The organism is Lysinibacillus sp. UBA6686 (assembly GCF_002455205.1).
In the GTDB taxonomy this organism is placed as follows: Bacteria; Bacillota; Bacilli; order Bacillales_A; family Planococcaceae; genus Lysinibacillus; species Lysinibacillus pakistanensis.
The window spans coordinates 14631-40851 of record NZ_DKJS01000002.1; the positions used below are offsets into that span (position 1 = coordinate 14631).

General features: G+C 33.2%; 35 protein-coding genes and 2 pseudogenes. 12 read left to right on the forward strand and 25 right to left on the reverse strand.

Features of this window, described 5'->3' with window-relative positions:
- Positions 1 to 320: 320 nt before the first annotated feature.
- Both B2R82_RS00535 and B2R82_RS00540 read left to right on the forward strand, forming a co-directional pair.
- Complete coding sequence (locus B2R82_RS00535; protein ID WP_286923010.1) at positions 321 to 953, forward strand: hypothetical protein; 633 nt, start codon at positions 321 to 323, stop codon at positions 951 to 953.
- 185 nt (positions 954 to 1138) lie between these two features.
- Entirely contained in the window at positions 1139 to 2395 is a 1257-nt protein-coding gene (locus B2R82_RS00540) for a hypothetical protein (RefSeq protein ID WP_286923011.1), read from the forward strand.
- Positions 2396 to 2671: 276 nt separating this feature from the next.
- On the opposite strand, the gene B2R82_RS00545 is transcribed toward B2R82_RS00540, so the two are convergent.
- The 6 genes from B2R82_RS00545 to B2R82_RS00570 all read right to left on the reverse strand — a co-directional run bounded on the left by B2R82_RS00545 (position 2672) and on the right by B2R82_RS00570 (position 6821).
- Positions 2672 to 3130, reverse strand: coding sequence for a hypothetical protein (locus B2R82_RS00545; protein WP_286923012.1), 459 nt, complete (start codon positions 3128 to 3130; stop codon positions 2672 to 2674).
- A gap of 105 nt (positions 3131 to 3235) precedes the next feature.
- Complete coding sequence (locus tag B2R82_RS00550; protein WP_286923013.1) at positions 3236 to 3904, reverse strand: M15 family metallopeptidase; 669 nt, start codon at positions 3902 to 3904, stop codon at positions 3236 to 3238.
- Entirely contained in the window at positions 3901 to 4137 is a 237-nt protein-coding gene (locus B2R82_RS00555; RefSeq protein WP_286923052.1) for a phage holin family protein, read from the reverse strand. The genes B2R82_RS00550 and B2R82_RS00555 overlap by 4 nt, the downstream gene beginning before the upstream one ends.
- 293 nt (positions 4138 to 4430) lie before the next feature.
- Positions 4431 to 4625, reverse strand: a complete 195-nt coding sequence (locus tag B2R82_RS00560) for a hypothetical protein (RefSeq protein WP_286923014.1) — start codon at positions 4623 to 4625, stop codon at positions 4431 to 4433.
- Between the two features lie 14 nt (positions 4626 to 4639).
- Positions 4640 to 6385: a phage tail protein gene (locus B2R82_RS00565; protein WP_286923015.1), complete on the reverse strand. Its 1746-nt coding sequence runs from the start codon at positions 6383 to 6385 to the stop codon at positions 4640 to 4642.
- Between the two features lie 97 nt (positions 6386 to 6482).
- A complete protein-coding gene (locus B2R82_RS00570) occupies positions 6483 to 6821 on the reverse strand; it encodes a winged helix-turn-helix transcriptional regulator (RefSeq protein WP_286923016.1) in 339 nt (112 codons plus the stop codon).
- A gap of 105 nt (positions 6822 to 6926) precedes the next feature.
- Here B2R82_RS00570 and B2R82_RS00575 point away from each other — a divergent pair, with 105 nt between their 5' ends.
- On the forward strand, positions 6927 to 7310 hold the full coding sequence (locus B2R82_RS00575) for a RidA family protein (protein WP_286923017.1): 384 nt from the start codon (positions 6927 to 6929) through the stop codon (positions 7308 to 7310).
- A gap of 127 nt (positions 7311 to 7437) precedes the next feature.
- Here the strand turns inward: B2R82_RS00575 and B2R82_RS00580 are convergent, their stop codons facing one another.
- On the reverse strand, positions 7438 to 7596 hold the full coding sequence (locus tag B2R82_RS00580) for a hypothetical protein (RefSeq protein WP_286923018.1): 159 nt from the start codon (positions 7594 to 7596) through the stop codon (positions 7438 to 7440).
- Between the two features lie 283 nt (positions 7597 to 7879).
- Between B2R82_RS00580 and B2R82_RS00585 the strand changes: the two genes are divergently transcribed.
- The 4 genes and pseudogenes from B2R82_RS00585 to B2R82_RS00600 all read left to right on the forward strand — a co-directional run.
- Positions 7880 to 8083, forward strand: a complete 204-nt coding sequence (locus B2R82_RS00585; protein WP_054550329.1) for a helix-turn-helix transcriptional regulator — start codon at positions 7880 to 7882, stop codon at positions 8081 to 8083.
- Complete coding sequence (locus B2R82_RS00590) at positions 8083 to 8382, forward strand: hypothetical protein (protein ID WP_286923019.1); 300 nt, start codon at positions 8083 to 8085, stop codon at positions 8380 to 8382. The genes B2R82_RS00585 and B2R82_RS00590 overlap by 1 nt, the downstream gene beginning before the upstream one ends.
- Before the next feature lie 118 nt (positions 8383 to 8500).
- Positions 8501 to 8632 (forward strand): DUF4177 domain-containing protein, encoded by a 132-nt coding sequence (locus tag B2R82_RS00595; RefSeq protein ID WP_286923020.1) that lies wholly within the window; start codon positions 8501 to 8503, stop codon positions 8630 to 8632.
- A 217-nt stretch (positions 8633 to 8849) separates the two neighbouring features.
- Positions 8850 to 9182, forward strand: a pseudogene (locus B2R82_RS00600) (DUF3888 domain-containing protein); the annotation flags it as partial.
- Here the strand turns inward: B2R82_RS00600 and B2R82_RS00605 are convergent.
- Complete coding sequence (locus B2R82_RS00605) at positions 9149 to 9649, reverse strand: hypothetical protein (protein WP_286923022.1); 501 nt, start codon at positions 9647 to 9649, stop codon at positions 9149 to 9151. The pseudogene B2R82_RS00600 and the gene B2R82_RS00605 overlap by 34 nt on opposite strands.
- Positions 9650 to 9935: 286 nt before the next feature.
- Between B2R82_RS00605 and B2R82_RS00610 the strand changes: the two genes are divergently transcribed.
- Together B2R82_RS00610 and B2R82_RS00615 are read left to right on the forward strand one after the other, a co-directional pair.
- The gene (locus B2R82_RS00610) at positions 9936 to 10190 is read left to right on the forward strand and encodes a hypothetical protein (protein ID WP_286923023.1); all 255 of its coding nucleotides are present in this window, start codon (positions 9936 to 9938) and stop codon (positions 10188 to 10190) included.
- Positions 10191 to 10210: 20 nt separating this feature from the next.
- A complete protein-coding gene (locus B2R82_RS00615; RefSeq protein WP_286923053.1) occupies positions 10211 to 10513 on the forward strand; it encodes a tyrosine-type recombinase/integrase in 303 nt (100 codons plus the stop codon).
- Positions 10514 to 10746: 233 nt separating this feature from the next.
- Here the strand turns inward: B2R82_RS00615 and B2R82_RS00620 are convergent, their stop codons facing one another.
- Positions 10747 to 11355: a YpjP family protein gene (locus B2R82_RS00620; protein ID WP_286923024.1), complete on the reverse strand. Its 609-nt coding sequence runs from the start codon at positions 11353 to 11355 to the stop codon at positions 10747 to 10749.
- A 321-nt stretch (positions 11356 to 11676) separates the two neighbouring features.
- Here B2R82_RS00620 and B2R82_RS00625 point away from each other — a divergent pair, with 321 nt between their 5' ends.
- Complete coding sequence (locus tag B2R82_RS00625) at positions 11677 to 11841, forward strand: hypothetical protein (protein ID WP_286923025.1); 165 nt, start codon at positions 11677 to 11679, stop codon at positions 11839 to 11841.
- A 241-nt stretch (positions 11842 to 12082) separates the two neighbouring features.
- On the opposite strand, the gene B2R82_RS00630 is transcribed toward B2R82_RS00625, so the two are convergent.
- The 5 genes from B2R82_RS00630 to B2R82_RS00650 all read right to left on the reverse strand — a co-directional run bounded on the left by B2R82_RS00630 (position 12083) and on the right by B2R82_RS00650 (position 15168).
- Entirely contained in the window at positions 12083 to 12340 is a 258-nt protein-coding gene (locus tag B2R82_RS00630) for a DUF1871 family protein (RefSeq protein WP_286923026.1), read from the reverse strand.
- 72 nt (positions 12341 to 12412) lie between these two features.
- Positions 12413 to 12577 (reverse strand): hypothetical protein, encoded by a 165-nt coding sequence (locus B2R82_RS00635; RefSeq protein WP_286923027.1) that lies wholly within the window; start codon positions 12575 to 12577, stop codon positions 12413 to 12415.
- A gap of 217 nt (positions 12578 to 12794) precedes the next feature.
- On the reverse strand, positions 12795 to 13301 hold the full coding sequence (locus tag B2R82_RS00640; protein ID WP_286923028.1) for a GNAT family N-acetyltransferase: 507 nt from the start codon (positions 13299 to 13301) through the stop codon (positions 12795 to 12797).
- Between the two features lie 186 nt (positions 13302 to 13487).
- Positions 13488 to 14261 carry a GNAT family N-acetyltransferase gene (locus B2R82_RS00645; protein WP_286923029.1) on the reverse strand — a complete coding sequence of 258 codons (774 nt, stop codon included), beginning with the start codon at positions 14259 to 14261 and terminating at the stop codon, positions 13488 to 13490.
- Positions 14262 to 14433: 172 nt separating this feature from the next.
- Positions 14434 to 15168 carry a DUF2087 domain-containing protein gene (locus tag B2R82_RS00650; RefSeq protein WP_286923030.1) on the reverse strand — a complete coding sequence of 245 codons (735 nt, stop codon included), beginning with the start codon at positions 15166 to 15168 and terminating at the stop codon, positions 14434 to 14436.
- 395 nt (positions 15169 to 15563) lie between these two features.
- Here B2R82_RS00650 and B2R82_RS00655 point away from each other — a divergent pair, with 395 nt between their 5' ends.
- Positions 15564 to 16649 (forward strand): NAD(P)H-dependent flavin oxidoreductase, encoded by a 1086-nt coding sequence (locus B2R82_RS00655; protein WP_286923054.1) that lies wholly within the window; start codon positions 15564 to 15566, stop codon positions 16647 to 16649.
- 224 nt (positions 16650 to 16873) lie between these two features.
- On the opposite strand, the gene B2R82_RS00660 is transcribed toward B2R82_RS00655, so the two are convergent.
- From B2R82_RS00660 to B2R82_RS00695, 8 genes are all read right to left on the reverse strand, one after another.
- Entirely contained in the window at positions 16874 to 17806 is a 933-nt protein-coding gene (locus B2R82_RS00660) for a VanZ family protein (protein WP_286923031.1), read from the reverse strand.
- A 114-nt stretch (positions 17807 to 17920) separates the two neighbouring features.
- A complete protein-coding gene (locus B2R82_RS00665) occupies positions 17921 to 19030 on the reverse strand; it encodes a sensor histidine kinase (RefSeq protein ID WP_286923032.1) in 1110 nt (369 codons plus the stop codon).
- Positions 19023 to 19715, reverse strand: a complete 693-nt coding sequence (locus B2R82_RS00670) for a response regulator transcription factor (protein WP_286923033.1) — start codon at positions 19713 to 19715, stop codon at positions 19023 to 19025. Before B2R82_RS00670 ends, B2R82_RS00665 begins: the two co-directional genes overlap by 8 nt.
- Positions 19716 to 20259: 544 nt before the next feature.
- Positions 20260 to 21099, reverse strand: a complete 840-nt coding sequence (locus B2R82_RS00675; RefSeq protein ID WP_286923034.1) for a hypothetical protein — start codon at positions 21097 to 21099, stop codon at positions 20260 to 20262.
- A 470-nt stretch (positions 21100 to 21569) separates the two neighbouring features.
- Positions 21570 to 22328: an ANT(4')-I family aminoglycoside nucleotidyltransferase gene (locus B2R82_RS00680; RefSeq protein WP_286923035.1), complete on the reverse strand. Its 759-nt coding sequence runs from the start codon at positions 22326 to 22328 to the stop codon at positions 21570 to 21572.
- Positions 22329 to 22460: 132 nt separating this feature from the next.
- Entirely contained in the window at positions 22461 to 22673 is a 213-nt protein-coding gene (locus tag B2R82_RS00685) for a DUF6366 family protein (protein ID WP_286923055.1), read from the reverse strand.
- A gap of 141 nt (positions 22674 to 22814) precedes the next feature.
- Positions 22815 to 23609, reverse strand: coding sequence for a class I SAM-dependent methyltransferase (locus tag B2R82_RS00690; RefSeq protein ID WP_286923036.1), 795 nt, complete (start codon positions 23607 to 23609; stop codon positions 22815 to 22817).
- Entirely contained in the window at positions 23597 to 24028 is a 432-nt protein-coding gene (locus B2R82_RS00695; protein ID WP_054771455.1) for a BrxA/BrxB family bacilliredoxin, read from the reverse strand. The genes B2R82_RS00690 and B2R82_RS00695 overlap by 13 nt, the downstream gene beginning before the upstream one ends.
- A 623-nt stretch (positions 24029 to 24651) precedes the next feature.
- Between B2R82_RS00695 and B2R82_RS00700 the strand changes: the two genes are divergently transcribed.
- Positions 24652 to 24969, forward strand: a complete 318-nt coding sequence (locus B2R82_RS00700) for a hypothetical protein (RefSeq protein ID WP_286923037.1) — start codon at positions 24652 to 24654, stop codon at positions 24967 to 24969.
- Positions 24970 to 25144: 175 nt separating this feature from the next.
- Here B2R82_RS00700 and B2R82_RS00705 read toward each other — a convergent pair whose 3' ends face one another.
- From B2R82_RS00705 to B2R82_RS00715, 3 genes and pseudogenes are all read right to left on the reverse strand, one after another.
- Positions 25145 to 25270: a phage holin family protein gene (locus B2R82_RS00705; RefSeq protein WP_286923038.1), complete on the reverse strand. Its 126-nt coding sequence runs from the start codon at positions 25268 to 25270 to the stop codon at positions 25145 to 25147.
- 116 nt (positions 25271 to 25386) lie between these two features.
- Positions 25387 to 25521 (reverse strand): hypothetical protein, encoded by a 135-nt coding sequence (locus tag B2R82_RS00710; RefSeq protein ID WP_286923039.1) that lies wholly within the window; start codon positions 25519 to 25521, stop codon positions 25387 to 25389.
- Between the two features lie 219 nt (positions 25522 to 25740).
- Positions 25741 to 25971, reverse strand: a pseudogene (locus tag B2R82_RS00715) (hypothetical protein).
- Positions 25972 to 26221 lie beyond the last annotated feature (250 nt).

Consider the following 26221-nt stretch of genomic DNA (forward strand, 5'->3'; position numbering starts at 1 on the left):
TTACTACTCAAACGCTATATAGCCTTACCTATGCCTCTACAAATACGCCTTTTTGATATTTCTAGCAAATTTCAATATTATAAATGTCGGAGTTAGATAAAATTTAAATGGCGATAATTAAATGAACAAACAACCCAAGAATTACTGGAAGCTGGTTATACTATCGAGGAAATTAAAGCAGCCTTTGAGGTAGTAATTGAACAAGCTAAACAGCCCAATACAGATCGTGAGACAGATAACTAATAAAGTTGTCTGTTTTTTATTATGTTCATTTGGATTCTGATTACCTAAAATGGAAATATAGAGGGAGGAATTAGCTAATGAATAACTTATTATACATAGGAGCTATGTCAGCATTACTACTTGCTGCTTGTGGTGAGGAAAAAGCGGAAGAAACAGATGCAGCTCAGGAAGAATTAGATAAAGCTAAAGAAAAAGAGGCTGAACAAGCTAAAAAAGATGCTGAGTTAAAGGCGAAAGAAGAGGAAGAACGAAAAGCTAAAGAAGCCGAGGAAAAGGCTCTTGCTGAGCAAAAATCGAAAGAGGAAGAAGTTGAAAAGGAAGAGCCTACTACCGCTGAAAAATCGAAACACATAATTGATACATCTGTTTTTGAATACGCGCAAGCCGTTGATGTGACAAATGCCATTGACTTGAACAATCATGTTACACTGATTATCAGTATGAGCGAAGCTATTAGTCCTGGCTTAGCTACACAGCACGTCGTGAACCAAATGTATGATTTCGTACAACAAGTCGATGTAAAGGGCGCCAAAACTATCGGAATAAACGTTAAACAAGGCGCTAATAAAATTGCACAATTCACTGTTTATACGGAGAAATTCGTGCCAAATGACAATGAGCCGATGTCTGACGCTGTGATTGCGGCATCCGAGATTGAATTTATGACAGATGATGTGAAGATTTTCGGAAAAACAATCGGTTCTTGGTAAACACAAAAAGACCAGCCTCAAAATTAAATGAGTACCTGGGTTTTACTACTTTTTATAATATTATCTATCAAGCACTCATTACGGAGTGGTCATTTTTTCTATATTCACAATTATAAGTATATTAATGTACTATATATATTAAAATAGGAAAAGAGGGAATTTATATTAAAGCTACATTTGCAAACGTGTCTACAGCTGCTTCATATAATATTATGAGCCAAACTATGAATTTTAATAATTTAACTAAAAAACACTTAGATTTACTGTTAAAAGAAATTAATTCACATTCATATGATTATATTACTATTAATAGTGGAAAATTAATTGTTCATGAAGTAACTCATTTTTTTGATCATCATGCTACATTATCTGGACAACATCTACTTTTGAAAGTGTTTAATGCACTCAACGAATATGAACATTTCAATAAAAATGACGAATGTAAAAGGAAATATTTTCCATATATTATGGATTTTTTAACTTCATTTGCAAAATGGAAACAATCACAACATAGTTCTGTTTATAATACAAAGGCTTATACCAAACATTACCAAGATTGGAAATTCGCATTTGAAACAGTCCATGCAAGAGAGGTATTTGATCATTCTGCTACTGAAAAAATATTAATTGTAACTTTTGAAAATCTCGGAACTGCCTTTGCTAAAGTGCCATTTACAGTTGAGTCTTTATGGGAAACTAGCGCTATGTGGTCTGAAATAGAATATCACTATGATAGGGTTAGATTATTGGATGAAGAACAAGGAATTGTTGAAATATCTAATATTGATGCCCATTATAAAGCATATTTATATAATCCTGATTTATTCGTTTATTCAATAGCTGCTCATTTAACATCATCTTTTTGTAACCTAGGGGATATTTTCCATGCATTTAAATTAAGTAAAGCTATTTCAAGTATTAGTTTAAATTTACCATTAAAGTATTACAAAAAAATAAAGAAAACAAAAGGGACTTTATTTAAAGGGATTGTAAACGATTTACTAAACAGTAATAAAAATCTTACACCGACCACCGTTTTTCTTGCGTTATTAGAGAATTTAGTTGAATCAAATATTGATATTTTGAAACTAGTTGACAAAGAAATTTTAGATGTAAATGCCATATTAACAGCCAGTGATCTTCCAAATAGAAAGTCAATTGAAGGTGAAATTCTTAAAGAAATGAATAACCTTTCTTTGGATATTTTTGGTTCTGATTCCTATCTATATAAACGTCTTAAAAAGCAAGGTGTCAATCTATTTAAATTTACAGGAATAGATGGAACACTCAAATTGAAGTCATTTGTTTTAATTACAATGGCTAAAAAACTTAACAGATGTGTATTTCAAGGTTGGGATGAAGATGCCTTGTTTGAAGAAGAAACTCTTGCGTACGCTCGACAGGTTTATTGTGAAAAAATTTTTGACATGATGATTACTTAATTTTTTAGGAATTTTACTCATACAACTTGGTCATACCCATAAAATTTAGCAACAGTTCTCCTCAACGCAACTCAATCGTACCTACCTAAGAGACATCTCAAGGCTATCAATATATGAAATATAAAATATTTAATCCTTTATAACGAAAAAATACCAGGTACTCATTTTTAAGTGAGTCCTGGTCATTAATACTATCTACAATAATTTAATTTAAAAACTATATCCCATATTAATTATAAAAAAAGAATCTACATCAATTAAGAGATAGCCCATTAATTACTTTTTTATTTTGAACGTTTTCTTAGGTTTTTCAATTTCAATAATATCTATAGGTTCAAATGATTTAAGATACCCACCTCCACTAAAATAATTTCTTTTCACTACAAGTATATATTCTGTATTGACTTTAGGTTTACCAGTAAACTTACTTTCCCATAAACTTACTGGAACAGGTCTTTCATTAGTTCTTTTTTCTCCATTGTGATTTATAGTATCATCAATAAAAACGTAACAATCAACATTACCATCTACTTTATTCACTTTGTCTATATCATTACTTTTGATATAAATTTTAGTAAATATTGTATTTTTTTCGTAATTTTCGACTAAATATTCTTCAATGTACTTGTTATAAGTAGTATCAACCTTTGTGTCAATTAATTCAGCATCTGCAACTTTATTTCCTACAAATAATACACCTAATGAAATGATTCCTGTCATCAATATCTTTTTCATACTACATATTCTCCTTTAAAATCAGTATATCTATAGTGTATACTGTCCTGAAAATAAAGCTAACATTTTTGTAAAAAATTAATTCAGCATTCCAATAATTATAGATTACTTATTTCTACGCTGCTGTATCGTAATGTACAACCCTATTAAACGATCAGTGGTCATTGCACCATTCTGTAAATCCTTCAAATGAGATTCCTGAATAATTCCATCTTTAACCGCCTGTGCAATAAAGTTTTCCGTTTCAGTTTTCATAGCTGGTGAACCAGGGTTCCATGTTTGAGCCATTTTGATTTCCTCCTTTTTATCCTCTACGATTAGTTGTACTTGTCCTTTGCTATTAGTAGGCACGTTCAATTTGCCCTCTAGCTTATAACCTGCAGGCATTTTCCAGTTTGCTTTAACCTCTAAATGCGGCCGATCGATACTACCTACCCAATCGCCACCCCATGTAATGCCAAGCTTACGTGCTATGGCACCTACTCGAGTAAGTGTCGTTACATCATATAAAGACTGTGGAGGACCTACAGCAATATCCCAAGCTAGGCGTGATTTGTGATTGCTATCTAATGTCCAAGTAACAATTTGCCCAGGTCTAGTACGACCCTGAGCGTATAAGTAATTTTGTCGTTCTTGGCTACGGTACGTTTCAGTGATGAAGATATTTTTAATTCCAGCTTTAAAACACTCCTGAAATAACAATCGGCAGGCAGTTTGTGCAGCTGGTAATAACTCAGCAAGATCTCGACATGTTGTTGTTACGCTTAAGCTCATTTTGCCTTTTCCTCCTTTGTATCAAAGATTTCTAAAGCCTTTTTAACTGGTGCAGGCATGTCCACGCCTAACTTTGCTGAATTTTCTCCTAAGCTCACAAGTTCATTTAAAATAAACATCAATACCACTGCATCTGGAATAATCTGACCAATCGAAAATCCTTGGTCTAATGAAACTAAATAAATAAGGTTTGCTACTACAATCCAAACCCACATCATGCCTTTTTTGATGATGCCTTGATAACCTCATTTACTGTTGATCGTTCCCCAGTTTGCGGCCATATCTGAGAAGTCGGTTGCATTTAAAATTAGTAGAACCGTCATTAATAAGCTCCAACCTCCAACGAGCCAAGAAACGACTCCTCCTACTGCACTAATTGAATATTTAAATGTTTGTTCAATTTATCCACGTCCTTTGCCCTTTTTAGTGAAAATAAAAAGCCATGAGAAGCATCGAGGTTCGGTAACATGTACCGTTGCCCACCTCGATTGCTCTCATAGCTTTAAAAATTACATAAAAAATAACACTAAGCCTCTGCTTGCGTTTCTGCGTCATCTACTGGTAATACACTAATGATGATATGTTTATTAATAATCGCCCCGCCAATATTAACGAAGTTGATTTTTTGATCGTTTAATGTTGTCGTGAATACACCTGCATCAAACTCCGCATTTTTTAAGTTAATCACCTGTCCATTGTTTAATTGTACTTGATAATTCATAGTTATCATTCTCCTTATTTTTTCAATTCTAAATATCCAATTTCACCACTGTATGAACGTACATACAATCGTCCTCCTGCTCCTGCTTGGGAACCATTCCACACCAGATTCATTCCAAGGACAGAAGAAGTGACAGCAGTATTGTTTTCTATCCATAGAGGACCTTGTGGGATTTTAACACCACTCATAGCAGATAAGGTAATCATATCGCCTTGAGCTTTTATTTGCATTGCCCCGTACTCTCCACCAAAATTAATATTATAATTACCTGTCCAGACTTCACCTATATTGAGCGTTTGTTCAACGGTTATGTTTTTACTAACATTAATATTTGTAGCTCCGCTTATGTCACCGCTGACTATCACAGCACCATTAAGGTTTATCTTATCAGCCTTAATTGTCGCAACACCTGGGCTCAAATTAATATCAGTAATAGAACCGCCTTTGTCTACTTTTAAGTTGATGCTATTTTGCATTACATTTATAGAAGATTTAGTGTCTCTATCTAAATTAGAAACAGCTATTTCAATTCTTCCGGCTCTCACATCAATTGCAGATACTTCATTGGTAATACGATTGTTGAAGCTTAAATTGATGTTATCAGCTTTTAAGTTGATAGCCGCCATTTCATTTGTGATACGATTATTTACAGAAAAATTAATATTGATATGTTCTACCTCTAACGTTATACGATCATCTGTTTTCTTGATTTCACTTCTAAATTCACCTTGCAACTTATCTTTAGTTTCTTCGATTTCTTCTTTTAATTCTTCTTTTGTATCGTCAATATACTCATTAGTGTCGCCTATTTTTTCTTCTTGGTCAGCAAGTGTATCTTCTATTGATTTTGGAAGTGAATTTCCGAAAACAACACTAGATGTTATTAAATTACCGTTATACAAAACTTTCGTTTGCTTTAATATCCGAGTTGACATTTCAACACCTAGCGGCTCATAGATAAGCCAAACTCGTTCACCGTTTTCTCTTGCAACAAGCTCTGGGATTGTTGTTTCAATCGCTAGCTGTGGCTCATCCTGTAGCTTGCTTTTGATGTAATTTAGCAAAGCTGTAGCATCAGTAAAACGCTCACCTTTAACAGGCTCTTCTTCCCTCCGACCGAAAATATCGATGTTAGGTGACGTATATTCAACAGTTAAATCATTCTTACCAAAACCTTTAATATAAGTAGCAAGGTTGGTCGTATCTTCTTGTAACACAATTGACGATATATTGTGTTTATAGCGATACTGGTAGTCATTGTCGCCACCAATTTCTTTTGCAAAATATTGTTGCTTGTTCGGCAAAATTTGAAATTCACACTCATGGTACTTGCATATTTTTTGCACTAATTTAATGACGTTATCATTACCGAATGATCGTATATAATTAGTGACATTTGCGATATTTGCATCTGCTGTAAATGTCCATCCTGTGCCTTGCAAAGCAAAATTAATGTGATTATTTAAAGTGTGACTACCCTCAAATTTGCCATGCCTATACGTTTTCAAATGGTCATAAAAAATACTTAATGCCGTTACTGATTTACTATAAACATTGTCAGCAAAAACCTTCACACGAAAATCGTTACCATCCACAGTGATGATTGATTCAGACTTTAGTAGTTCGTAACCAGGATTATTTTCGCTCGGAAAACAAGAAAACGATACTGTAAAAGTACCGTCTACTATTTGTTCTATTTTAAAGTCTGTACCAATTTTTATTAAAGGCTCTACCTGTGATCCGTCTGTAATAGTAAGCAAGCAACCACCTTCTTTCTAATAAAAATACGCCACTCTTTTAGTGACGTTACTGAACAATATGGAACATTTATTTATTAATCAGCTATACAAAAGGTACTTAATTATTAGAGTTTTTTTCTCCCCACTCACATAGTTGTTCCAAAACAGGTAATAGAGATTCTGCTTTATGTGTGAGACTGTACTCAACTTTAGGAGGAATTTGAGGATACTCTTTCCGATTAATCATTCCATCTGCTTCCAATTCTTTAAGTTGTGAACTTAATGTTTTAAAGGTAATAGCTCCTATTTTTCTTTTTAAATCATTAAACCGAACTGTTTGGTTTTCTGCAAGAATATAAATAATAAGCATTTTCCATTTACCACCAATCACTGACAATGTATATCCAAAAGGTGTTTCTTGAATATTCTCCTTCTCTTTATAGTCAGCCATACCCATTTTCACACTATCCTTTCTGGTAGTACCTTTCAAAAAAGTGCGTACTATTTTTTTGTTTGCGTTCATTTTATACTGACATTACTTTGAAGTAAAGGAGAGAAAAAAATGAAAAATGTTAAAATCTACAATCATGATCTTTGGGATCACGGTATTTCCCAAGGTTACAGTGTCAACGGCACTATCTACATTTCGGGGCAATTTTCCCATGATATGGAGGGTGCATTCGTTGGAGATGGTGATATCGAAGCACAGACACGACAAACTCTTGAAAATCTAGATAGCGTTCTAGAAGGGTTTGGTGCAACGAAGTCCAACCTCGCTTATCTGGAAATCTATTTAACAAATGCAAAAGAACACACCGAGCCAGTCATCCGACTTTTCAAGGAATACATGGAACAGCATCGACCAGCGGGTAGCCTCATTGGTGTGAATTATTTGGCATCCCCAGAGCAACTAATCGAAATAAGCGCAGTAGCACACACAGACTAAGTAAGCATGGAAAGTTAAAAGGGAAATAAACTGAACCCCGAATAGATAGCATTTTAGAAAAAGTAAACCTATTCGGGGTTTTTGTTTTTTAAAAGACTAAATCCCAATATTTATTCCAGCTATTTTATTAAATACCCTCGATAGCAGTTAAAATGTAATCCTCTACGGCTTGTCTGTAATCCTGATTTGTGATGTCATCAATGACATAAGTTTTTTCGGTCTTTGGATTTAAACCACCCGTCATGATGCGTTCTGCTGCAATTCTTACAACGATTTGATTGACCATTTTAATACCCCTCCTACTTTATGGGCCGCCCACATTGTCATTTCTTCGCTGTTAGTTTTACCAGCGCTGGTCGGTCGTCGGTCTGCCTGTCCTGGTGATTTATTGTTTTGAAAAATACCAAGGGAAGAAATATTTACCTGTCTAACCTCCTCTTCATTTTACACTGCATATTGATTAAAATGATACGTTTGGAACATTTGGAACATATGTAACTAGATTATATGTAAGAAATAGTTTACAATTTGTAAAAAATAAATTACAATTGGTATAAGAGGTGGTGCTATTGTTAAATAACAAATTAGTAATTTGCAGGGCGGAAAAAGGATGGACACAACAACAATTAGCTGATGTGGTTGGTGTCAGTCGACAAACTATAGCAGCTTTAGAGAAAAATAAATATAATCCGTCTTTGATTCTAGCTTTTAAAATTGCTAATTCATTTGAGAAAGAAATAACGGATGTATTTAATTATGTGGAGGATGAATAATGGTCAACCTAGCTACGATTAGTATTTGTATTTTAGCAGTGTTAGTAATTATTGCAGAATTTTATAAATCTACATTTGAACGTAAGATGGAGTCGCAAGATGAGAGAGGTCAAATGCTCATCTTTAAAATCAAGTCATTTTCTTATTCTGTTCTAACTGTTGGTATATTAATTGGAGTAGCACTAGTAGCAATGTTTAAATTAATAGATAAAGAATATTTTATTTATTATGTAATGCTTGTGTTTTTCATTCAAAGTATATCATCATCTATTTATTTGGCCATTGTTCGGAGAGTGTAAAATATTTTGTTAATAACCCTGTCTTACATTGAGGACAGGGTTATTTTTGTTTACTTCATGATCATATCAATTACCCGTTCACGCACTCGTTGTACGCTTGTATGACCCATATTAAGCTTTGCACCCAGTAATTAAAAATCACGCAAAAGAAGGTTGGAGATTTATTCAAATCTTAACTCCTGACTTTACTACTGCACCTGGGATGGGTACTTACTATGAACTAATTTTCGAGAGACCACAAAATTACTAAGAACCTTCGAATTTAGTTACTAAGGGTCACCCTATCCAAAGTGACCCTTTAACAGTTTATTTTTACATATTGTGCAGTAAACTACTGTTGAATTATTTCGAGTATTTTTCCATCTTCTCTTTTTAAAACTACATACTTTTAAATGGATGGATAATAATAAATTTATAAAATATTATAAAAGAGGTGTATTTTATAAAGGACAGGATTCGGGTTTGGACCCACTCAGGATTCTAACGAACTTAGATTACAGGATATGCTAATGTTAATGCTTACCCCTTATATCGAAAAAGATTTGACTAACTATTATTACCCGAAGATTTTTAAGGATGTTTCACCTCATGTAACTCCGTGGAAAATTGAATTGATTGAAACTAAAAGAAATCATTTTCGAGGCTTTGATTTGCAAATTACTTTTGAAATTGAACCAACTGATGGCGGTCATAATATTTCATTAGGAAAGGATCAAATGACTTATGAAATATCTTTTGGACCTGAGGTTAAATTGATAAATCACACTCATCTAAAGACGTATAAATATCCACCAGAATAATTCATTAAAATTTTTAATTTTATAGTCGATTCCTTCAATTTATAGAATTTTGTTTTTTCATTTTTCATCCTACTTAATAATTTCTTCCAATTGGATAATAGCTTTTTATCTTTAAAAACATCACCTATGATTCGTGATCTAAAGTGCACGTTACCAATAAAATTTTCATCCCCTGCACAAAATACCCCCTGATGAAAAATAACTTCTTCGTTCCATCCGTCATCATTTTCTTCATCATCATAAATACGGACAATATGCCCTGCATATATTTCGTTATCATCTAAATCGTTGTGTCCACTGTATTTTAGTAATTTAAATTCTCCATCATTGGCTTGCTCAACAATTCCAAAACCTAATGCTGTTGCAACTCCATTGAAAGTAATACGTTTGTTTTTTAAATCAAGCCATTCAACTTCTACAATTTCCCCATAACTTAAATGGTTAGGATTCGTAATTTTTAATAGCATTCACTTATAACAACCACCTTCACAATATCTTTCTATTATTTGTATAAAAACATAATCCCATTGCTATTTAATACATAGAATAAACCGTACCTTAAATTGCTTGAGATAAATACTTTAGCTAATCCTTTAATACGGCACTTCCCATGGCTCCTTGTAAGGTTTAGATTCTTTTTTGATCACTTACTAGTCTTGTTGGTAAAGATCAGTAACTTAATGAGTATTACATAATAATTCCTAGTGATAATAAAACCTCTTATGAACAGACTAATTTGAGGAGGTGAAATCCATGTCAAAAAATCGAAACAAGAACCGAACTGCTGACCAAATTAGGCAAAAAATCCAGCAAGCTGAAGCTAACAAAATTCAAGCTTCTGGTCGTTTTTCAAATCAAAATTTAATGAATTCAACGAACAATGTAGAATTCGGAACTGAGACTGATGCGAACCAAGTAAGACAACAAATTAAAAATGCGGAAACAGAGTACCTCCAAGGAGCTTCTGGCCCTAAAGCAAATTATGGTTTTGGAAATAACTTAAATTAATTTTTTCCGGCAGATTTAATATTTTACTTGATTATCGAAAATGGTATGAGGAGATAATGGAAACCTATAAGTTTAGGAATCCAGAAGGACATGTAATCATTACCTATGCTGGTGAGCCAATTGGTGAACGTTATTTGAAACGCATTATTGATTTGATGTGTGAAAGAGAAAATATAACTTACTTTACGCCCCATTTCTTGCGGCACACATTTGTGACGATACAATTATCTAATAATATTCCAGTTTCTACGGTTGCTGCTCTGGTTGGTGATACTTTCAGAAACAATTTACAAAGTTTATGCGCATTCATTTGCAAAAGATGAGGTACATGCACCTAATCTTATGGATGAAATTATTAACCTGAGTTCATTTGAAAAAACTAAAGAAATCAAAAAATGATGAAATTGGTGTACATTTTGGGGTACATGTATTTCTCTCCCCTACTCCGTTGGAATGGTGTCATAATTCAACAACTTAGTTATCTTCCTCAAAGCTTGATATATCAACGTTTACAAAGAAAAAAACACTCGAAAAAAATACGAGTGTTTCTTATTTTTTATGACAACCATTTTGGAGGAGTATTTTTTTCCCAATAAATATCCCCTAAATTGTAGTGTGCCATAAAGTTATCCTCGGCACTGTGGTAATGGAAGTTATAATAATATCCTTCCTGTGGTCTTTTTTCAGTTCGCACATGGAAGCGAATTAAATCATTACCCGTTTCATTATTAATGATATTAAAGATTTTTTCTCCATAATTTCCACTTGGTCTTTCTGAGATTGTTAAGGATGCTAAAGATGAATCATCTAAGCTAGCCACTGTCATCGCAATGGCTTCCTCCATTTTCGGAAAAATAACAGCATCAAATTCATTGCTGATTTTTGGTCCAATTTTTGTGCCAAACTTTATGTAGGATTGTTCTTTTGCAGCATCTAAAAGCAACGCATTATAGTCAACTGGATCTTGCTGTATCTCTGTTTGCACTATCTGGGTGTCATCTGGTGCTGCTGCAAGGGCAGTGCCTGTCCCTTGATCTGGTCCTATTGAAGCTCGATTTGAAGGGTTATAATCAAATGCTTCCCATATCTCATGTGTTGGCGTAATTAATCCAAATGTTAAAAACGCAACCATGATGACAATACTCTTTTTAACCCACTTCTTCATTCATTAACACCTTCTCTCTTTATGTACAAATTGGTAATTCTGCTACTAATATATACGTACAAGCTAATAAAAGGTTTCATATTTCTAAAATTCATTGTACAATATTTATGTATAAAGTGAAACTTCATGCACTGGTAGAATGTTCAATCGCCTATGAATGTAAGTTAAAGCAATGTTGCACTTACTGGAAGATGAAGTATTTCAGATAAAAGTGTCGTTTTTTAAAAGGAGGTACAAGCATGGAAATCGCAATGGGTATTGGTCTTTTATTAATGTTAGGTTACTTATCATCTTTATGCTTCACGAACTAATTTAGTTAAAATGCATAATGATAACCGTTCTTATGCACACCGTATTATCAAGGTTTTTGCTATTATTTCCGAATTTCTTTTAACGCAATATGATGTAAAAATGCTTCAAATTGGTGCTTATGGGGCTGCAATGGGGCTCATAAAATACGGCGAAGTTGTGCATAGAAATGTATGAGTGAGATTGGGGCAAATTGCTTCAATCTTTTTTTGTTATTATCTACACATTGCCGTTTCCTAAAAACAAGTTGTTAAACCTTGTGAAAAACGGATTTTTGAATTGTGCCTGCTCAATTCAAAAATCCGTAACATCTGTCAGAGGCTTTATCTTCATTCGGTAGATGTTTGGACACGAAGTGGAACCAAAAACGCATTCATCACTCCTCCTGCATAGTTGGCGCAAAATCATTTTTTGTAGATTAACTTTTATTGATTTTGTTCCAAATTTTCACCGCACTTGGATAGCAATTATTAATCGAATATACTTCATCAACCGAAAACATTTTTACAAAGACCTCATGTATCACAACAGCTAATTTTTCAACAGAAGTTGCTGTTGGTAATAGTTCTACAATAAGCCTTATTTCTGGGTTATACTCATCGTCAGGTGTATGATGTAAAAATTGCTTCGGATCCCAATTATCAATTACTTCTTTTACAATTTTAAAGTGCTCCATATTATCCCTCTTTTAATATTGTTTTTATTGATTTATTCAATGTCATTATTGAACTAACTTGCACAATATAACTTAACTTGGTGATCCTGTTGTTAAAAACCACATAGCTAATAAAATCAACCAAATTACTGCTATACCAACTATAATTATACGCTTCATACTTAAGCCACCTATCAGGTCATACTTCACTTCCATTAATCTACTTTGTTTCCAATAATACCCTCTTACCACTTTCATTTGAACATTATTTCCATTTACCCCACAACATAGTCTGCTATTGTTTATTCAACCAAAGCCCATCGACAAACATCCTATCCCCATGTCAATCTACCTTGAAAATGGCCCCCTATCAAATAAATAAGAGAGCTATATAAAATTCATAATCTATCACTTATCTCGTAGTATAAAAAGATCTATAAGTATTAGGAAAAAACTAATTCCCCCTTCTCAATTTTTAATCATTTACCATTTCTTTCAAATTGCGCTGGTTGTAACTTAATTTCTTCTCAAAACTAAAGATTACTTTACTTTCATAAGTTCTCTCATTAAATTTAATAAAACCAAGTGAAGTCCAGAAGTTTAAGGCTTTCACATTCGTGGAATGAACCGCTATTTGAATACAGTCTACTTGTCGGTCTTTCATTAATTCTTCATAAGTCATATATATGTTTTTAGCATATCCTAAACCTTGATATTTTTTATGTAGGGCCAGTAAACTTAACCACGGTTTTTGATGACGAGGACTTGACATACCGTAATCCAAAATGGCTATATATTCTTCATCTTTTTTTACTAAGTATCTCTTAATCTGTAATTTATCAGCTTCTTTAAATGTCTCTAAAATATCCTCATTCTCAAAAACCTGTTTATCATATGCAATTAAATTATATTCGATATTCGAGTTCATAATTTCCTTTTCTATATCCATAAATTTTATATCGTTTTTAATCAAGGTAAACATACTTATCTCTCCTATGTTATTAGTATAATTAAATCACCTATTCACCATTCCCGCCCATTACTTTCTCTGCACCATTTATGCATTAAAAATCGGCACTTCACTACAGAAAATGAAAGTTGATGAAGTTCTTTTGGAAGTTGAAGAAGGATTTCAGTTACTTATTTATTAAATATCCACTATAATGATCTATATTTTAATAGTATAGACATCATATTTTTCAGGATTTATAAAACCTAATTTACTAGCTAAATTAATTGAAGCACTATTATCAACATCACAATCCCAGCGTGGTTGAATATTTTCGGATAGGCAATAATCTATAAATTGCTCAGCAACAATACTTGCTAACCCTTTCCCTCTATAATTCAAGTCGGTGATTATATCTATTTCTGCATAATTTTTAGATTTAAAAATTGAAACGCCTTCGCTAATAACCCTCTCTTTATCCTTCACGCAAAAACCAATTCCATTTTCAAGGAAGTTATCGATAGAATCCCAATATTCGTCATAGTATTTTTTATCAAATTCTAAACAATGTTCAATCTGATTTTGATTAATTATTGTTATATCATACTCGCTAATGTCATTTCTTTTTCTATTTTTATAGGTCATTAAATCAAAAGAAAAAGCATAACGTTGTATTTTTCTTACTTTCATGTCGAGGAGATTTTCAATTGCACAACTCCAAGCCGGAGTAGTAGAAAATAATGTAAATCTTTTCCCTTGATTTACTGATGCCTCAAAAACTCTAACTAAATTCTTAAGAAATAGCTCATCAGTTAATTGCCCTGCAACATAAGACAATCCTGAATCCGTTTGAATAAAAAAAGAGTTATAATTAGTGGAATCTGCATGTACAGTACCTTTAATAGTAGAATCTAATACACTAAATCCAAATGTTGGCGCTTCTTTCATTTTCTTCTTTATAATATTAAAATGTTCTTTTGGTACTGTAATCATTTGGTTATACCTCCATCATTCCTATTAATCAGAATATTTTCAAACACCTATTTGTTTCACTAACCTGGCCTATAATCACTCTACTTTCATCCTATATGGCTATTTGAAACAAATTATTATAGTAAAGAACACACAAAACCCCAAGATCTATCAACCTTGCCTCAGAAACCCTTTAACCTTCTTTCACCCAATACATTGTACAATCGTCGCTTCGCTCTAAAAAACCATATTCGATTAAATATCTTCTAATGGAAACATAATCACTATAAATAGGCTTTAAAATTGCATTTACTTCTTGTTCGCTATATTTATGACCTACCTCAAACTTTATTACAATATGTTTCAGTAAAATTATTTTCCTTTTTTCCTTACTTGGAAAGCTCTCAATAGGACCATCTAAGCCATTTTTAAAATACGTTGCTAATACTTTTTCTTTCTCTTCTACTGTAATTGCATAACGCTCATCCACCTGAGTTGCCCCCTTATGAATAGGCTCGTATACCTTTGTTGTTTCAAGAGCCTGTATAATCGCTAGAAAAACTTTTGCTTGCCTTTCTTTTTCTTTTAATTTAAATCGATGTTGTCGAATCGTTGAAATACTATTTGCAGAAGTGTTTTTTATAATTTCTTTATCTGGTGCCCCTGTTGCAAATAGCTTAAGTAATTCCGTTTGAATATCTGATAACCCCGTATATTTCTTATCCAATTGAATTAAAGCTTCAAACACAGAGCCATGTTCTTTCTCAATATGGAGCTGTAAGGCTTTTTTAGCTGTAAAAAAACGATCATTTATTTTGAATACTTCTTCAGCATCAAATGTTTTTTTACAAAATAAACATTCATATGCTTCCCCCCTGTTTACAAATCCATTAGATAATTCCTCTATTGTCAAATCATTTATATTCACAAGCAAAATCCCTCCACACCCATTATTAATAAACAATATATAATATGTTTACTAATTTGTAAACAAAAACAATTTTCGTTCATTTAAATAAACAATAAAACAGGTACCCACATTTCATGAGCACCTGGGCTTACCTATTATTTACGTCTATGCTACTGAATCGTAGTTGAAAAAATCCCTTGAAACTTTAGCCATCAATAATTGTGATATCAAATATCATTATTAAGGATTATACCCTCTGACAAAAAAGTAATATGATTTAAATATCCTCCCCTTTTGTGAAAGTTAATATTTTTAACAAAGACACATACTTAATACAAAATTGAATTCAATTTGAGAGGAAATTTAGAAATCTAAAAGAATACTAAATGAAAATAACAACGAGGTGTGAAATCATGTTAAATAATAACTTAACAGAACTTTTGAAAGTTGAGTATCCGATTATACAAGCTCCAATGGCTGGCGGAGTAACCACTTCAAACTTAGTTGCTGGGGTTTCAAATGCTGGGTGTTTAGGAATGATTGGTGCTGGTTATATGACACCAATTCAAATGGGAGCACAAATAAAGGAATTAAAGGAATTAACGTCAAATCCTTTTGGGGTTAATTTATTTGTTCCTAATGAATTTAATGTGACAGAGAATGAAGTTAAAACCGCTAACCGTAGCTTAAACCCTCTCCGTCAGCAATTGAATCTACAACCAAAAGATAGTTTTGAAATTCCTAGTTTTAATGATATTTTTGAAACATTTATTGAACAAATTAAAGTTATAATCAAAGAAAAGATTCCTATTTGCTCTTTTACTTTTGGTATTCCTTCTAAAGAAGTAATTGTTGAATTAAAACAATCTAACATTATTCTAATAGGAACCGCTACAACTGTTAGAGAAGCAATTGAAAATGAAAAAGCAGGAATGGATATTGTTGTTGTTCAAGGCAGTGAAGCTGGTGGGCATCGTGGAAACTTTATCAATAAACCTACAGAAAGTTTGATCGGTTTAATGTCATTGATTCCTCAGGTAGTTGATAATGTAAGCATTCCTGTTATTGCTGCTGGAGGAATTATGGACGGAAGAGGGTTAAATGCTTCTCTTTGCTTAGGAGCACAGGGCGTGCAGATGGGTACAGCTTTCTTGACTTGCTTTGAAAGTGGCGCACATAAGGTTCATAAAGAAGCCATCTTAAATGCTTCTGAAGATCAAACCGTTTTAACTCGTTCATTTTCAGGAAAATGGGCAAGAGGATTAGAAAATAAATTTATTTTAGAAATGCAAAAACACGAACAATTTTTACCAGACTTCCCTATTCAAAATACTTTAACACAGGAAATTAGAAAGATTTCTAGTGTAGAAAACAATCAAGATTACATGTCACTTTGGTCTGGTCAAAGTCCACGATTAGCCAAGTGTCAAACCGTTGAATTATTAATAAAAGATATTATTGCTGAAGCTAAAAAGATAGTATGGGAAGGAAAGGGATGAAAACTACCTGCTTTTTCTTTAGCAGAAATGAATGAAGAAGTATCATTGTCAGTTCCAGTAGGATTCTGTCTTGTAACTCCAAACAGGAGCGATTTTTTATCAAATAAAAAGAAACGGATTTGGAAACTGAATATCCTTCAAATCCGTTTTTTAAACTAATATATAATTCTTTCATTGTATAATAAATTATTCATGAATTTTTACAGCATTCGGCAGCCATTTGGTTATTCAACCCATTCAATCACAATTAAGCTGTCAACTTTTTTTCCATCTAAACTCCAAATAACAACATTGTTGTCTTTGCTAAATGCTTCTCTTTCATTTGAAAGAAAATCAGAATACGATATTTGCTCATAACGTTGATGTTCTCCAGAAATTGTATTGAAGAAGTAGTCTATTTTATCATAGCAAACATATATCCGACTTTCGGACGTTATTTCAATGTCCAAGAATTCCCTCTGTTCGGTAGCATTTTGAATGCTTTTTTCAACCGTAAGCACAGTATCCTTTACTTCAACAAACTTTCCGCTAAGATAATTTGGAGTATCGATAAAATCTTGAACGAGTTCTCTGTTTTCAACAGTAGTTTCCTTTGGAGATATTAAAAATAAATCCGTATTGTTTACAAACAAAATGCCCAAGGTAATACTTCCTGATATAAATACAAACACTGTTACGGAAACAAGAAATGATAAATTTGATTTTGCTTTGTTCTTTATCGTTATAAACAACAGATATCCGATGATGACTCCTATTGTGTTTAATAGTAAATCATCGATATCTGTGCTTCCTAATCCAAAAATAAACTGTATTATTTCGATAAAGACACTAAAAATAACACCGCACAAAACAATAATCTTATATTCCTTTTTCAAAATAATTGGTAGTAGTAATCCAAAAGGAATGAAAATAATAATATTCCCAAGGACATTTTCCAAAATTCGTATTAATGAAATGTCAGAACTAATCATATCAAAAATTGACTTGAAAGGAATGATACTTATTGTCCGCTCACTTGCACCAATGGCGGCGAATAAGTTATACATGCTTGCTTGTTTAAAAAGCGTAATACGAAGCAAAATAATGATATAAAGTATAAAAAGCGCAAAAATGCAATACCTCAATATTCTTTCTTTTTTACTAATCTTATTCCCCATAATTCCTCCACATGAAAGTACCATATAGAAACGGTTTACTTTTATTTGGTACAATCATACTCCATAAAAATAAACCGTTGATTTTATATTTCTTTTGAAAATCTTATTTTTTTCTTATCCTTCTGGCCTATTATTATTGATAGGCAAAGTAATCGTAAAAACAGTATTTTCTTCAAAGCTTTCTGCGTTAATTGTTCCATTATGTATTCTCATAATCTCCTTTGCAATTGCTAATCCAAGTCCTGCACCGCCTATATCAGATTTCTCAAATTCGTCTGTACGATAAAATTTATCAAATATACGTTCTAATTTATCATTCGGAATAGTTTCACCATGATTTTTAATTTTTGCGATTATACATTCGCTTGATTTCTTTGCTGTTACTTCGATAACAGTTTGCGGGTAACTATATGCGATTGCATTTTTTATCACATTGTTAAAGACTCTTGCAATTTTTTCCGCCTCAACAGCAATAAATAAATCGTCAGCAAGATCTAAATCTAAGCATAGTCCTTTTTGTTGTAGAAACGGATAGAATTCATCAGCTATTTGTTCAATTAAAAAGCACAAATCAGTCTCTTTTTTTACTAATGCTTTGTCTGATAGGCTGTAACGTGTGATATCAAAAAATTCATCTATCAAATTTTCAAATTTCAATGCTTTTTCAAAAGCTGTTCTTATGAACTTATTCCGGTTTTCTGGTGGCATATCTGGTGCTTCACATAAAAGGCTTAGATATCCGACAACAGAAGCAAGCGGGGTTCTTATATCATGAGCAAGATAGGTAAGAGTATCAGATTTTTTCTGCACCTCAATTTCCATTAAATGCTGTTGTTCTCTATTTCGAGTTTTTAAAAGATTGAGCCAATTTTGCAAATCCGAAAATTCTACAGGCAATACGATATCGTCTGCAGAATTATCTAATATAGAGTCCAGACTGTCCATGATTTTCATAATCTTGCGTGAGGAATTCCATTCAACTCCAATCCATACCAATAATTGTGATGTTACAATAATAAAGAGAATAAATGCCGGTTCATAGCGATGAATTAAATTCGCTAAATTGTAGCCTATCATTTTTTCAAGAAGAATATAGAAATTGTCTGAACATGCAATCATTATGATGAAATAGCCAATTGCAAAAATAACTAATACAGTAATTGCCCATATTAAATGCCGAAGCAATAATGTTTGTTTATATTTTTTTGAAAACTTCTTATTCAATGATATATCCTACTCCCCATATAGTTTTTATAAATTTCGGCTTATTTCCAGTATCATCTAGCTTCTCTCTTATATGCCTAATTTGAACCATTACTGTATTTCTACTGTTTTTAAAATATTTCTCACCCCATACCTGACGAAAGATTTCGTCTGCGCTAAAAACTTTTCCTCTGTTCTTACATAAAAGCCATAATATAGAAAACTCTGTCGGTGTCAACTTAATTATTTTGTCGTTTAAATTACATACATGGGAAGTTTTATTTAAAAAAAGGCCCATTACCATAATGGTTTCCGATGTATTGTTTTCTTTCCCATCATAATGATGCACTCTTCTTAATTGAGCCTTTACCCTTGCTACTAATTCAAGTGGCAAGAAAGGTTTTGTAACGTAATCATCTGCTCCCAATGATAATCCTGTAACACGATCTATTCCCTCTGTTTTAGAAGTAAGCATAATGATAGGATAAGTATGTTTTTCACGAATTAATTTACACAATTCAAACCCATTTCCATCTGGTAACATCACATCTAAAATTGCCAAATCAAAGCTTTCGTTTTTAATAAGCATAAGAGCGTCCCGTAAAGAATAGCACTTAAATACTTGAAAATTTTCATTTTGTAAGAACATTTCTATTAAATCAGTAATTTCTTTTTCATCTTCAATAATTAGTATTTTCTCATTCATTATATAGGCTCCTTATTTTTTATCTTTCATATGCGGGCTCTTCTGACGTCAGATTCATATAGTTTTGGACGGGCAAATCAAAACAATAACAAAATAAACGATCAGATACTTTGTCTTTAGTAGGATATGACCTAATACATTAAGACCTTATCATATGTCCAATCTAAAAACTTTTAGACATTTCCTTTGTTAATTTTCAATTGTATTCGCTCCAAAAATTCAAAAGTTTGGTAAATCTATTCTATCAAAACATAGTAGCAAAAACTCTGAAGATGAACATTTTCTTAATGCTCGCATTAATGTTGTTACTTCAGGATTTATTTTTTAAATAAAAAAGCCCAATTTCTCAACATTAAAATCAAGAAATCGGACTTCTTCATTATTCCAATAAATTCATATTGCTAGGTTATAAGTACCGGGGCTTTTGGTATTGGAAACGATTAATGGTGGGGCTATTAGGCTTTTTGTTTAAATTTAACGTTACACAAAATAATTCATTATCTCTTATACAAAAAAGTCCGCAAAATCACGGACTTTACCTTTTTTAATGCCATTTTAGTTGTTTACAATCCCAATGCTTAAAAAATTCTTCTTCCTGTAAAATCACATCGTAGACGGGACTTAGGAATTTCTGTACTTGCCTTGTAACTATTTCAGATGTGGCTTGTTGCAGGTATTGTCTCATAAAAAATGCATGGTCCTTTTTTATAGTGAGTCGCTGTTGATCAAATAAAGTAGCAATACATTCCTGTAGGACCCGCCCCTCTATTGTCTGTGTATTAATCAATGCAAAAATTGTCTGAATGGCATTAATTGTCGTATCTAAAGTAGGTGTTTTATAAATTTCTACAAATTTAGATGCAATCACATGCTCAGGAGCTTCTATTATCAGTATAGGGGAAGCCGTTTGGAGCAATGTTGGATAAGCCATTGTTTTAAATGCCACTGGAGTATTTTCCCTAAAGTAAACCTGCAATGTTATGTATGTTTTCAAATGAGCCAGGATCGCTGGTATTTTAATAAACAGACCGCCATTTTCTGAAGAGATCGTCACTTCATCCCATAAAAATTCAATTCCATCTTCTTGCCCCTCCATTGAACAAATCTCCTTGAATGCTTGCTTTATAATATCTATTTGATAAGCAACTGGTTTAGCTGCAAGTTTAGTATTTTTTGGTGGTTTTATAAAACCTTCTGTTACAGCAAACAATAAAGAATCTCCTGCAAGCCAAAATTGATCTTGATAGGAAGAAATCGATAATCGATAAATCATCCTTTCTTGACAATATAGTGCTATAAGTGTGTCAATGCTTTCCTCTAGATCCTGTGCCTTCTTTGTTAATTGCTCAATAATAGTCATTGATATTGTGTTTACATCTCTCATTGCATCCTCACCCTTATCAAAATTTTATTAAAATTCTAACTACATTATGACGTAAAGTAGAATTGGAGTAAACGGTAATATATACCAATGAACATCAAAAAACCTTTCGTTCATCTGAGCGAAAGGCTTCTAAATTGGACAAGGGGTAGCCTCGCGATTGCGAAGCCACCCCTTTAGTATTTAATAGGTAACATTTTCGTAAATTGTAAAAAGTCTCAACCCAATCATCTGGGGAATATTATCTTGAAACATAATTGTTTCATCACCGCGGTAAAATTCCACTGTGTGCCTTCTAACTTAAGCAACGCAAACCCAACCTTCTTTTGCGTCCTTGCAGCCCCAAAGCATGCGCCAGTGTGAATAAGTATCCTCAAAAACAAAAAGCAGAATGCCAGATTACGGAAATATGCCACCTAAAATAGCACGGTATTAATTATAACATATTATTTCCAAAGAGTAAAGAATTAAAATTACCAGGGTATTCCCTGTGAAACGTTCATCTTATATCCGTGCTGTGTAGACCATGATACGAGTGACTCCCAAAATCTTTCGCAGACTAGAATAATATGCTGTGGATTCGAAAGATTGCCGGTCATCACCATTTCGCATAAACTAGCAAATTCTTTTGGCTTATCTGTAAATGTTAGGGCTTCCGGAAGAACCTGGGCAGAGGTAGTATAGCATCGTTGATGGTGTAAGCCAATAATCATGGCACCACCCATTGCTAGATTCATCGCTAAAATTGGTAAAAATGAGTCAGGGCCCTGAACTTGTATATTTCGGATTTTTCCCATGTACTCATACATTTCTTCCACTAATGTCTGGCAAATCACTTCTTTAAAAACAGATGAATCTATGGTCGTTATGTTATCTTTAAGGCTATGGAAAAATGAATCCGGGTCATAGAGAGGAAGAATATCAAAAAATTGACCATGTGTTAGTGGCCATTCTTCATCTACACTCGCTGCTTCTGCTAAAATCGATTCCCCATCATCAAAGTTGATTTCTGCTTTCCAATCCCCTGCTGTCCACTCATAGGAAAAACTCTCCTTTAAAGAATGGAGTACACATTTCATTTCAATATCAGAATATGGCCCATCTGTTTTTCTAGCCAAAGAACCATACAATCCAATTGCTTTTACCTTTTCACCATATTTCATTAAAAGCTGATCAACAATCGTCATTACAATATTCATTTTATCTTCTCTAGTCATTTTACTTGGACCCATTATCAAGTCTCTCCTTTTAAATGTAGTATAGGATGGCGATGATAATTGCCCAAGGTGGTCCACGAGCTTAACGAGGAATTTTCTCTGGTGTCATAGTTAATTTCTCCTTTCATCTTTATAATAGGAAGTTTTTTACGTATAGAAGTAACTATAAATAATATAACCAATAAACAGCACTACAATTAAAAAAACCATACCTTTCCAACCCATGCCACCAGAAACATCCACTAGATTTCCATTTTCTGCACGGTTTAATCCTTCATTTAAAGAGCCTAAAGGATTATTTTTTAACTCTTTTTGTCTTAAATGTTCTCTTTTTTCTTGTGGTGTATCTTTTGAATCTATAGAAATCACCTCCGTATTTATTTTCAAGCAATTTCTTTATAAAGAATGGGATTCTCTTATTCTTTATATATTACCATATTTTGAATTATAAAATAAAAAGAAGGAGCTTTAGCAAAAATATTACTAAATGCTCCTTCTTTATTAGTTAGAGGTGTTCATCACACCATAATGAAATTTTGCCGTCAATCGCTCATATCGTTGAAACTGATACTTGGCAAACCATTCTGAACGAAAATGAGCTTTTAATACAACCCGTTTTTTCGCCACACGTTTTGCTTCACATACCCATTCATCTGTTAATGAAGCATGCTCTCCAGCTATTCGGAGCGCCTCAAAATTAGTAGCTTCATCAATAATCTCCTCAAACATTGGGTCCATATAGACAACATCAAAAGATTTGTCCGGCAATTTTTTCAAGTAACGAATGGCTTCATCTTGAACTACCTCAATATGACGCATACACGCCGTTAATGGTAGCTCTGTTGTATCATAGGCTTGCATCCCCTGTTTGACAATAAACGCCACATTTGGATTTGCCTCAAGCCCTACGACACGCCCTTTTCCACCAACTGTATATGCGGCAAGCATAGCATCCGCAGCAAGTCCAAGTGTACAATCAAGCAATGAATCGCCTATTTCCAGCTGTGCCGCTTCTAAAAATGGCTCCTCTTCTCCACGAGCTACACGCTTTAAGCGAAATGCTGCTGAATTGGGATGGAAGAAAAATGGTTCATTTGTGCCCAAAGCATAGTATTCAAAGCGATTTTTTCCAGCAACTATTACATGTGCCTGATGTTCCTCCGAGATTTTACGAATAGAGCGTTTTTTTCGTGGCTCAAAGAAAGCCCCTAATTCATTACAAGCAAAAGCAGCGAGCGCCATCGATACATCGTCTGGTCTGCCCGCTGTCGTAACAATAGTCTTTATTTCTCGCATGTTTGCTCTAAAACACCTGTTAAATGAGTAACGATTTGTTCCACTGGAAACCCTTCAATTTGTTCACGTGGAATAAAGTATGCTAATTCTCCATCCTTTAAAATCGCCATTGAAGGTGAGCTCGGTGGGACATCCTCAAAATAACTACGCATCGCTGCAGTCGCCTCCGGATCCTGACCTGCAAAAACCGTTACCAGATGATCAGGCTTAACCGCCGTCACAGCCTCACGAGCTGCCGGACGTGCCAGCCCCGCCGCACAACCACAAACCGAGTTAATCACCACCAACGAAGTCCCCTTCGTCTCCGCCATAAATTCATTCACCGCATCAGCCGTCGTCAGCTCCGTAAAGCCAGCCCCAACCAGCTCCTCACGCATCGGCTTTACAACCTGCTTCATATATTCATCGTACGCGTTCATGCTTTTACCCTCTTTCATATGTATTCGCAAAGGTTATTATAGCAAGGTTTTTCGTCATTGTATAATGTTTCGATTTCACCGTTATTCACTTGCATTCAGAATTTTGGTTGCTTTTTTGTTGCTTTGGTTGCTTTTTGAAAATTATTAATAAAGCTATTAATTTTCTAACAATACTCTCAATATCTTTCTTATTGAAACAAAAAAGGCTACCTAATGAGATAGCCACTAAAATTGTTCACCAAAATTAACACATATTATATTTTCATCATTATGAATCATCCTGATTACGTTATAACCTTGTTCTCGTAAAAGATTTAGGGCAATTTCATCTGTTAATGCCTCATGTTCCTCATGAGTCAAAAATAAACTAGATAAACCTATAATCGCTAAATCATCTGGTCTAAAAAACGTACTGGCACTATTGTTTCGTAACTTATGATCTCCACAACCTTTTACAGATATTTCTACAAAGCATGGTGAATAACCTTCTTACTTACAATAAAATCAGATACTAACATTTTCATTTATTGGTATTTTAGATACTGTTATCTAATTTTTGTATACAATTAAAAATAAAATACCTAGAATGATAAATAGTAAACTAGATAGAAAGGAGAATGAAATTGAATACTTGCCCAAATTGCTTAGCCCAAAATTCTTTTAAAAAGTATATACAAGATGGACATAGCTTAACTGTTTGTGAATATTGCAATTCAGTAGTTGAAAAAATACCAATTTTGAGTGAAGATATTGTTGATGAGGATTTTCCTTCACCGAGGATATTTGAATCTTCACTTGATCGCCCCCCAGTGTATGATGAGAAAAACATTGCTACATTTAATACTTTAATAAAAATTACACTGCTTATCGGTTTAATAATATTTGTAAGTGTAATAATATATAATGTTTTTACATTTTCAAATTACCTTAAATTCCCTTGACAAGTATTCTATTTTTTATATTTCAACACAAATAAATGCTATATCACACAAAAGACCAGTTCGGCTAAAAATAGCTTTGCTGGTCATTGATAATTATTCGATTACATTCAACAGGTACAGTACTTATTAGATTACTTTTTCTCGAAAAGCTTTATAAGATGAACGTTTGCGCCAGTTAACCTGTTGCATAGTCTAAAGCATTTAAAATAATCAGAGGAGTTAGTAATATGGACCAACCACCTAAAAAATACGTAACAAAGCTAGACACTCCTAAAATTAATAATCGTTCGATTTGTTTCATCTGACACCTTCCTTTTCTCATGGCATATAAAAATGTCTTCCATTTTTTATGGAAGACACATGGATTTAAAAAAATTTAAACATAACTCTCTTTAAAACAAATACAACTTTATCATTCTATCCAGTCACTTTAGGAACAGAGGTAACTACTTCCCAATATTCTTTACCTAATCTGTTTAGCTCATTAATTAAGATTTCTGCATTTTCAGAATCCCATGTATAAGTTTGATAATCCCATTTTACATTTCCCATAAAATCCTCTCCTCTCATTTCACTACATTTCGTCAAGAAGGAAAGGATTTCCTCCAGATTTAGACAATAGAAATAACGCTAAGCCTATGATTGCATTTCAAAATCTAGTTTTGTTATTTCTTTGTACTGTTTAGGAGTTATTCAAGAATAGACATTACAGTAATACTTCAGACAATTAATACAAAAATACCTGTTTTTTTGCACATTTGAAGCCAACAATTATCCAAAGTGATTGTGAAAACACCAAACAACAAGAAACATACTCACTATCCCCCAAGCAGTGGTACTCCATAACCATCAAATTACGGATTTGGCTTTTGATGAATTTCCCTCGTCTTCCATATTTGCTTTTATAAAAGCGACCTTACTTTCCATACCTTTTTTCATAGAAGTGAGAACAACAAATCCAATTATAATGAAACCAATAGTTATCCAAAGTAATAGGTCCACCTTTACACTCCCTTTATATAATTGAATTTCACCGCAATTTATTATATAAAGATTCTACAAAGATAACAATAAACCTTGTGTTAATTCAAGTGCGTTTTAGTTTATAAAATACCCTGTGAAAATAATAATCAATCCAAAATTTTACATAATAACGTATTAAAATGCTGAAATTTAAAGTTCCCATAGCGTTGTTTTGGAAGATTTTTCACTTAACGTTGTTAATCCGCTTTTTTCTGATGCTACCCCATTT

What these genes read in the sequence shown, in the direction of transcription:
- B2R82_RS00545 (WP_286923012.1), bottom strand. Translation starts at nt 3,130, where the DNA reads ATGAAAAAGATATTGATGACAGGAATCATTTCATTAGGTGTATTATTT.
- B2R82_RS00580 (WP_286923018.1), bottom strand. Translation starts at nt 7,596, where the DNA reads ATGGTCAATCAAATCGTTGTAAGAATTGCAGCAGAACGCATCATGACG.
- B2R82_RS00705 (WP_286923038.1), bottom strand. Translation starts at nt 25,270, where the DNA reads ATGAAACAAATCGAACGATTATTAATTTTAGGAGTGTCTAGCTTTGTT.
- B2R82_RS00695 (WP_054771455.1), bottom strand. Translation starts at nt 24,028, where the DNA reads ATGAACGCGTACGATGAATATATGAAGCAGGTTGTAAAGCCGATGCGT.
- B2R82_RS00660 (WP_286923031.1), bottom strand. Translation starts at nt 17,806, where the DNA reads ATGGGGAATAAGATTAGTAAAAAAGAAAGAATATTGAGGTATTGCATT.
- B2R82_RS00640 (WP_286923028.1), bottom strand. Translation starts at nt 13,301, where the DNA reads ATGTTTACCTTGATTAAAAACGATATAAAATTTATGGATATAGAAAAG.
- B2R82_RS00680 (WP_286923035.1), bottom strand. Translation starts at nt 22,328, where the DNA reads ATGGGTCCAAGTAAAATGACTAGAGAAGATAAAATGAATATTGTAATG.
- B2R82_RS00635 (WP_286923027.1), bottom strand. Translation starts at nt 12,577, where the DNA reads ATGAAAGTGGTAAGAGGGTATTATTGGAAACAAAGTAGATTAATGGAA.
- B2R82_RS00610 (WP_286923023.1), top strand. Translation starts at nt 9,936, where the DNA reads ATGTCAAAAAATCGAAACAAGAACCGAACTGCTGACCAAATTAGGCAA.
- B2R82_RS00645 (WP_286923029.1), bottom strand. Translation starts at nt 14,261, where the DNA reads ATGATTACAGTACCAAAAGAACATTTTAATATTATAAAGAAGAAAATG.
- B2R82_RS00630 (WP_286923026.1), bottom strand. Translation starts at nt 12,340, where the DNA reads ATGGAGCACTTTAAAATTGTAAAAGAAGTAATTGATAATTGGGATCCG.
- B2R82_RS00620 (WP_286923024.1), bottom strand. Translation starts at nt 11,355, where the DNA reads ATGAAGAAGTGGGTTAAAAAGAGTATTGTCATCATGGTTGCGTTTTTA.
- B2R82_RS00605 (WP_286923022.1), bottom strand. Translation starts at nt 9,649, where the DNA reads ATGCTATTAAAAATTACGAATCCTAACCATTTAAGTTATGGGGAAATT.
- B2R82_RS00710 (WP_286923039.1), bottom strand. Translation starts at nt 25,521, where the DNA reads ATGGGAAATGTAAAATGGGATTATCAAACTTATACATGGGATTCTGAA.
- B2R82_RS00570 (WP_286923016.1), bottom strand. Translation starts at nt 6,821, where the DNA reads ATGGGTATGGCTGACTATAAAGAGAAGGAGAATATTCAAGAAACACCT.
- B2R82_RS00575 (WP_286923017.1), top strand. Translation starts at nt 6,927, where the DNA reads ATGAAAAATGTTAAAATCTACAATCATGATCTTTGGGATCACGGTATT.
- B2R82_RS00670 (WP_286923033.1), bottom strand. Translation starts at nt 19,715, where the DNA reads ATGAATGAGAAAATACTAATTATTGAAGATGAAAAAGAAATTACTGAT.
- B2R82_RS00535 (WP_286923010.1), top strand. Translation starts at nt 321, where the DNA reads ATGAATAACTTATTATACATAGGAGCTATGTCAGCATTACTACTTGCT.
- B2R82_RS00655 (WP_286923054.1), top strand. Translation starts at nt 15,564, where the DNA reads ATGTTAAATAATAACTTAACAGAACTTTTGAAAGTTGAGTATCCGATT.
- B2R82_RS00590 (WP_286923019.1), top strand. Translation starts at nt 8,083, where the DNA reads ATGGTCAACCTAGCTACGATTAGTATTTGTATTTTAGCAGTGTTAGTA.
- B2R82_RS00550 (WP_286923013.1), bottom strand. Translation starts at nt 3,904, where the DNA reads ATGAGCTTAAGCGTAACAACAACATGTCGAGATCTTGCTGAGTTATTA.
- B2R82_RS00675 (WP_286923034.1), bottom strand. Translation starts at nt 21,099, where the DNA reads ATGAGAGATGTAAACACAATATCAATGACTATTATTGAGCAATTAACA.
- B2R82_RS00560 (WP_286923014.1), bottom strand. Translation starts at nt 4,625, where the DNA reads ATGAATTATCAAGTACAATTAAACAATGGACAGGTGATTAACTTAAAA.
- B2R82_RS00625 (WP_286923025.1), top strand. Translation starts at nt 11,677, where the DNA reads ATGCATAATGATAACCGTTCTTATGCACACCGTATTATCAAGGTTTTT.
- B2R82_RS00690 (WP_286923036.1), bottom strand. Translation starts at nt 23,609, where the DNA reads ATGCGAGAAATAAAGACTATTGTTACGACAGCGGGCAGACCAGACGAT.